The organism is uncultured Algibacter sp. (assembly GCF_963976535.1).
In the GTDB taxonomy this organism is placed as follows: Bacteria; Bacteroidota; Bacteroidia; order Flavobacteriales; family Flavobacteriaceae; genus Algibacter_B.
The window spans coordinates 20,995-28,227 of the sequence record NZ_CAXBLF010000046.1; the positions used below are offsets into that span (position 1 = coordinate 20,995).

At 31.1% G+C, this 7,233-nt stretch carries 4 protein-coding genes; 1 reads left to right on the forward strand and 3 read right to left on the reverse strand.

The window, feature by feature from the left end:
• Positions 1 to 41: 41 nt before the first annotated feature.
• Together AAC024_RS12015 and AAC024_RS12020 are read right to left on the reverse strand one after the other, a co-directional pair.
• Entirely contained in the window at positions 42 to 2,003 is a 1,962-nt protein-coding gene (locus AAC024_RS12015; protein WP_339895693.1) for a nucleoside-diphosphate sugar epimerase/dehydratase, read from the reverse strand.
• Positions 2,000 to 3,130, reverse strand: a complete 1,131-nt coding sequence (locus AAC024_RS12020; protein WP_339895694.1) for an aminotransferase class I/II-fold pyridoxal phosphate-dependent enzyme — start codon at positions 3,128 to 3,130, stop codon at positions 2,000 to 2,002. Before AAC024_RS12020 ends, AAC024_RS12015 begins: the two co-directional genes overlap by 4 nt.
• Positions 3,131 to 3,790: 660 nt before the next feature.
• Between AAC024_RS12020 and asnB the strand changes: the two genes are divergently transcribed.
• On the forward strand, positions 3,791 to 5,596 hold the full coding sequence (asnB, locus tag AAC024_RS12025; protein WP_339895696.1) for an asparagine synthase (glutamine-hydrolyzing): 1,806 nt from the start codon (positions 3,791 to 3,793) through the stop codon (positions 5,594 to 5,596).
• A gap of 48 nt (positions 5,597 to 5,644) precedes the next feature.
• Here asnB and AAC024_RS12030 read toward each other — a convergent pair.
• A partial coding sequence (locus AAC024_RS12030) for an Ig-like domain-containing protein (protein ID WP_339895698.1) occupies positions 5,645 to 7,233 on the reverse strand: 1,589 nt, incomplete at its 5' end.

Below are 7,233 nucleotides of genomic sequence, written 5' to 3' on the forward strand. Positions count from 1 at the left end.
TATGGATTTGGGGAGTAAAATACGAGATTTAAAATAAAATTCTATTGAACAGACTTAAAAACTTTAGAATCCTTAGAATTATTTTCTATGATACCCTTAGCTTTTTTATAGATTTGAACTCTGGTATCAAACTTTTCGTATTCTGAATTATTAGATTTATATTCAGGTATTAAACTCTTCATTTTCATAACAATGTTATTATTTTGAAAACGATTTGTTATACATAGCTCTTCAATATCAGACTTTATACTGGCGTAATCTAATTCTCTAGTTTTACTTATTAATATTTTTTTATGATAAGTAGATAATGTGTTTTCTCCATTAGCTAATAATTCTTCATATAATTTTTCACCTGGTCTTAATCCGGTAATTTTAATATCAATGTCTTCAGGGTATCTTAAGCCTGAAAGCTTAATCATATTCTTAGCCAAATCATAGATTTTTACAGATTCTCCCATATCAAATATGAATATCTCACCACCTTTTCCCATTGTTCCTGCTTCAAGCACTAACTGAGAAGCTTCAGGAATAGTCATAAAAAATCTAGTAATATCTTTATGTGTTAACGTCAAAGCACTACCAGCTTCTATTTGCTTTTTAAATAAAGGAATAACGGAACCATTAGAACCTAGAACATTACCAAAACGTGTCGTAATAAACTTAGTTTTACTTTCTTTTTGAAGGCAACTGATATACATTTCTGCCATTCGTTTTGTTGCTCCCATAACACTTGTTGGGTTAACAGCTTTATCTGTGGAAATAAAAACGAATTTTTTAACATTGTAGCGCGATGCAGTATCTGCTAGTAATTTTGTTCCGTTAACATTTATTTTTATAGCTTCATACGGCGCTTTTTCCATCAGTGGTACATGTTTATATGCAGCAGCATGAAATACCATAGTTGGTTTATGATTTTGAAAAATAGCATCTATTCTCAAGCCATCTCTTATATCAGCAACAATGGCAGTATAATTATGTTTTCCATCTCGCTTTAAATCCTGTTGTACATCATAAAGAGGAGATTCAGCTTGGTCAACTAAAATTAAATGTTTAACGTCAAAATTTGAAAGCTGATTTACTAATTCGCTACCAATAGATCCTGCAGCACCAGTAACAAGAACTGTTTCACCTCTAAATTCGTTTAATAGATTAGGGTTATCAATTTCAATTGGTGCTCGTCCTAATAAGTCTTCAATTTGTACTTGCTTAATTTGTTTAGCACTTAACTCCCCATTAACCCACTGTTCAATTGGTGGTACTTTTGTAACTTTAACTTCAGAATCAGATAAGTTATCAAAAAGTTTCATCAATTTATTAGTGTCTACATTATAATGGGCTACAATAATTTCGTCTATATCATTTGAAGTCATATAATTTTCATCTAAATGCGCATAAGATATAATGGGCACTCCATTAATTAATTTTCCATGCTTTTTAACATCATCATCAACAAAGGCTATGATATTAAAACTTGTTCTTGCATTACTTAGCAGCGCATTATAAGTTATAATCGCTGAATCTTCTGTACCATAAATTAATACTCTTTTTGTTAACAATAATTTACATTTAAAGTATTTGTAAGTCATCTTAAAAAGTAATCTACAAGCGCTAAGCACTACAAAACTTAACAAAGCATGAATAACTATTATTGAAAGCGGAATTGTAAATCCTGGTACCACACCTGTAAGTCTATTTAACAAAATGACAACAGCACAAGTTAAAGACATTAAAGCTATAGATTTAAATACGTTCACAACATCCGTAAACCCGGTATGTCTAATAACACTTTTAAAAGAACCAATTACTAAAAAACTTAGAGCGGATACTACTAAAACAAATGGTATCTGAAAGAAAAATTGATTTATATCAAAATTAAGTGTAAAATTAAATCTTATAAAATAAGCTAAAAAGAATGTAGCTAGAATTAAACATAAGTCAATTCCAAATACAAGCCATTTAGAGGCATATTTTTGTGAATAATAGGCAAAGTAGTTATTTATCATAATTTGAGGGTATTTATAATATTATTAAGTATTCTTAGAAGGTCATCTTGACTTAAGTTAGATCCACTTGGTAAACAAAGTCCCTTTTCAAAAAGTTTCTCGGATGTGCCATTAGTAAAATGCAAATAACCTTTAAAAACGGGTTGCATGTGCATGGGCTTCCAAAGTGGTCTAGATTCTATATCGTCTTTTAATAATTCTAATCTTAATTTTTCTCTAAGTTCGTATGATGCAGTCTCAATACAAGTAATCCATCTGTTTGAGAAGAAATTTTCGGGTTCTTCTAAAAAAGTAATCTCTTTATATTGAGATAAATGCTGTTTGTAAAAATCGAAATTCATTCTTCTCGCTTCCACCCTATCATCAATCACTTCCATTTGCCCTCTACCTATTCCAGCTAAAACGTTACTCATTCTGTAGTTAAAACCAATTGAGGAATGCTCATAATGTGGCGCATGATCTCTTGCTTGGGTTGAGAAAAAAACAGCTTTCTCTTTTAATTTATCAGTGCCTAGAATTAAGGCGCCACCACCAGAAGTTGTAATTATTTTATTACCATTAAATGATAGTATTCCCATATCTGAAAGGGTACCACATTCTTGGTTAAAATATGTGCTTCCTAAGGCCTCAGCACTATCTTCAATAACAGGGATATCATACTTTTTAGCTATTGCATTAATTTCATTAGCTTTATATGGCATACCATATAAATGAACTGCAATTATAGCTTTAGGTTTTTTATATTTTTCAATTCTATCTTTAATAGCTATTTCTAGTAACTCAGGAGACATATTCCAGGTATCAGATTCACTATCAATAAATACAGGTGTTGCGCCTTGATAAATAATTGGATTAGCGGAAGCTGAAAATGTAAAACTTTGACATAAAACTTCATCGCCTTGCGACACATCAAGCAATTGTAAAGCTATATGAATAGCAGCAGTTCCTGAACTTAGTGCAGCAACATATTTACCACCTCCCAAATAGTTTTTCAAATCATTCTCAAAACCATCTACATTAGGGCCTAGTGGAGCTATCCAATTTGTTGAAAAAGCTTCATCAACATATTTTTGCTCCGAGCCTCCCATGTGTGGTGATGAAAGATATATTTTTGTTTTAGTCAACACTTAAATTTAATTTTCAAATTAGACATATAAGCTTATCACCATAGTTAAACAAACTACACTGTTTAATAGCATAAAAATAAATTTCGGATATTCCCTCTTGCATAAGTAACAAAATCAATTATTATATTAATAGCTAAAATAAAACTTGTATTAAACGCTTTAAAAATATTTATAAACTAACCTAATTAGATGTATAGATTAAATTTGAGAGTCTTGAAATATATTTAATTTACCTTTTAATACAATTAAATCAATAATGCTATTAATCAATTCAATTCTGTTTAACAGTGTAAATTTAGTAATTGTTTTAATGCAAAAAGATTAGAATTAGGTTAATTCGCTAAAAGCCATATTAAAATCGGTTAACTACATTCTTACTTTTTTAAAACAGAAAAAATAGTAGATTATCGATATCTAACACAACAATCTAGCATGCAAAATTATAATTAGCCATCTATAGTAAAATAACGAGAAAACCTTGAATTTGGATGCTAAATTTAACAAGCTTAAATAAAGAAAATATGAGGAATAATTAAAAGAAATAGTTTTAGACTAAACTAGCTTCTACATCATAACACAACTTTTACTCTTTTTAAAGATTTTCTAATTATTATATTGCATTTATAAAAAATATATGCGTGCTTTACAGAAAAAATAAGCATGTGCGGTATATACTTAACTAATATTCCTTTCGAAGAAAATCTTGTAAAAGAAAAATTAGATTCTATTTCTTTTAGAGGTCCTGATTATACAGATATAAAAAAAGTAAATAATCTCACGCTCGGGCATCTAAGGCTTTCTATTTTAGATTTAGATGCCCGATCTCATCAACCTATGATTCACGAAAATCTTCATATCGTGTTTAATGGTGAAATTTACAATTATAAAGATATAAAAGATGAACTCTTAAAAAAAGGGCATAATTTCAAGACAGAAAGTGATACAGAAGTACTTTTAATAGGGTATAAGGAATGGGGAGAGGGAATACTCCAAAAAATAAATGGCATGTTCGCTTTTTGCATTTATAATACAAAAAGTAATACCATATTTTCAGCAAGAGACAGATTAGGAGTAAAACCGTTTTATTATTATTGGAAGGATGCTCAATTTGAAATTTGCAGTCAAATAAGACCATTACTTAAGAATAAAAAAATAAACGAAGAAGCCGTTTCAATGTTTTTGGATTGCAAGTTTATCCCTAGCCCATATACCATTGCTGAGAATGTTCATAAACTTCCTCCTGGGAATTTCATGAAAATAGATTTAAATTCTAAAGAATTTGTAATTAAAGAATATTGGAATTTAGATTATGTGAAAACTCGAAATATTCCTTATGAAGATGCAAAAATTGAACTTCATGATTTATTAATAGATGCGGTAAAAATTAGACTTCAATCAGATGTTCCTATAGGTTCTTTTTTATCTGGAGGTATTGATTCCGCATTAATATCTAGTATTGCTGCAAAAGTATCAGACACACCTATAAATACCTTTTCGATAGGATTTAAAGATCCAGAATATGACGAAAGTAAAATTGCCGAACAATATGCTAAAATAATAGGTTCAAATCATAAAACAACTATTTGTAGTACAGAAGACATTTTTAAGTTAATACCCAAACTTGTGGAGGTTTACGATGAACCTTTTGCTGACAGTTCTGCATTACCCTCTCTATTATTAAATTCGGTTACAACTGAACATGTTACAGTGGCACTTTCAGGCGATGGTGGAGATGAAAGTTTTATGGGGTATCATCATTTTGAATCGCTTGACAGAAATGAAACTATAATGAATATTCCTTATGGTATTAGGAAATTTTTATCAAAACCTGCTTTACTAAGTTTTTTTGGATTAAATTCTCATAGAGTCAGAAATGCACTAAACACCAAAACCAAAAATGACTTTATTGAAAATATTTTTTCTAGAAAAGGTTTTTTATTGAAAGAGAAGAAACAAGAGTATATGAAGTATTATCAAGGCTACAAAAAATGGTCTTCAAACTTTTTACAAAAAGCAGCCGATTTGAATATTAAACTATGGTTAGAAAATGATAGTAATGCTAAAGTAGATCGTGCAAGTATGGCTTATTCTGTTGAAGTTAGAAGCCCATTTATAGATTTTAGAGTTATTGAGTTTGCTAGATCTTTACCCATGTCTTACAGATATGAAAAAGGCAGACAGAAAAAGATTTTACGAGATATACTAAAAGAATATATACCAGAAGAAGTTTTTGACCAACCAAAAAAGGGTTTTGCAGTACCAATTGGCGATTGGATGCGAAGCGAATTAAAAGAAGAATTTCTTTCAGCGTTGAATGATGACTTTTTAAACAAAGTACCAAACTTAAATATTGAGAAGTTTAAGAAAATATTGAATGAACACATGTCTAAAAGACATGACCATACTGAAAATATTTGGAAATTATATGTTTTGAGTAAGTGGTATAATGAATTCGGGTTTAGATAAATTTATTTATCCAAACCCGAATAACAAAATTTTATTTACGACACTTATTTAATTCTTGTCTACTGAATTTAGAAATTCTTCTAAATTAGTGAAACCATCACCATCTTTATCGCCGTTGTTGTCTGCTAAATTTGGATTAGTCCCATACATGTTTTCCCAAATATCAGCCATACCATCATTATCTGTATCATATCCTGCGGGTCTTGTATTAATAGGTGTACTGCTCACACTAGCAACAAAATCAGCATAGCGTTGTTCATCAAACCAACTACGGATAGAACTTTCCATTGTATAGGCTTCATAAGAACCTTCACCACCATTCATAATATTTATGTATGCTGTATCATTAGCATCAAGATAAGTTGATATTGTACCGTCTGCATTTAAACTAGCGTTTGCACCTACATCTGCTATTACATCAGTATAAGCTTCTGTAGCTGTTTGTATTGGCATAGGAGCACCTATTAATGTATATTGAGTGCTTGTGAAGTTTGAAGCATCTGCGTATGTTGTCTGCGCTCCACCGTCTAAGTTTACCCACAATACCCTGTTATCAGCTAATGGGTCTGTAAACTGCCCTTTATCAGCTATATTCCCTGCTGTATAAATTTGTGCTGAATCATTGTTTGGGTCTATAATTGTATTTAATTCCTTTTGTGAACCACCACCTTCTAAGCTAGTCCTTCCACCCATAGCATAATAATTATTAATATGATTTAACTGAATGTCTCCTCTAAGAGTAGTTAATCTATATTGGTGGTTTTGTATAACGTTGTTAATAATATCAACTCTGCTGTCGCTCGATGTGTTAGGATGTCTATGTGATACATTCCAAAACAAAGAGTTTAAAAAGCTATTATCCCAACTATTTGCGGAAACATCAGAATCCCCAAACAAAGAACCTGTTTTACTATCAGCTATTAACATTCTTTGATAGGTTACATTATGTGTTAAAACCCCTCGCAAACTTACTGTTTCATCACCCCCATAACTAGCAGACACATGATCCATAATAATATTATAAGCACCGCTACTACTACCGTAAAACTCAAATGCATCATTACCAGATTCAAATGGTCTGATTCTGATATATCTAATAATAATATTGTTACAAGCTTGCCCTTTAAACCTGGAACCATTTGAAGATGTAATTGTTATTCCTCCTATTGGGGCTGTTTGTCCTGCAATAGTTAAATCTTGACCTGATATATTAGTAGTAGATAAAAGGTCAATTGTTCCAGACACATCAAAAACAATAATAGCAGGTCTGGGCTGATTTAACGCCCACCTAAAAGAACCTGTTGAAGCATCGCCTGCTAGATTTGTAACATGGTAAACAGTTCCGCCTCTACCACCAGTTGCGTATGCACCGCCACCATAAGCTGATGGGAAAGCTTTTAATTCAGTAGAAAATTCATCTTCTATACCAGTTGTGTTTTCTTCAACAGTAATAACCACCATCGCTGTGTCACAATTGTTCGAATCTAATGCATCACATACGGTGTACTCAAAAGAATCATTTCCAGAAAAACCAGCATTTGGTGTATAGACTACAGTATCATCTATAAAATTATCTGGAGTATCGTTATTATTAATAGTTAAAACGCCATTAGAAGGATTGGTATTAGATAATGTAA

What these genes read in the sequence shown, in the direction of transcription:
- asnB (WP_339895696.1), top strand. Translation starts at nt 3,791, where the DNA reads ATGTGCGGTATATACTTAACTAATATTCCTTTCGAAGAAAATCTTGTA.
- AAC024_RS12015 (WP_339895693.1), bottom strand. Translation starts at nt 2,003, where the DNA reads ATGATAAATAACTACTTTGCCTATTATTCACAAAAATATGCCTCTAAA.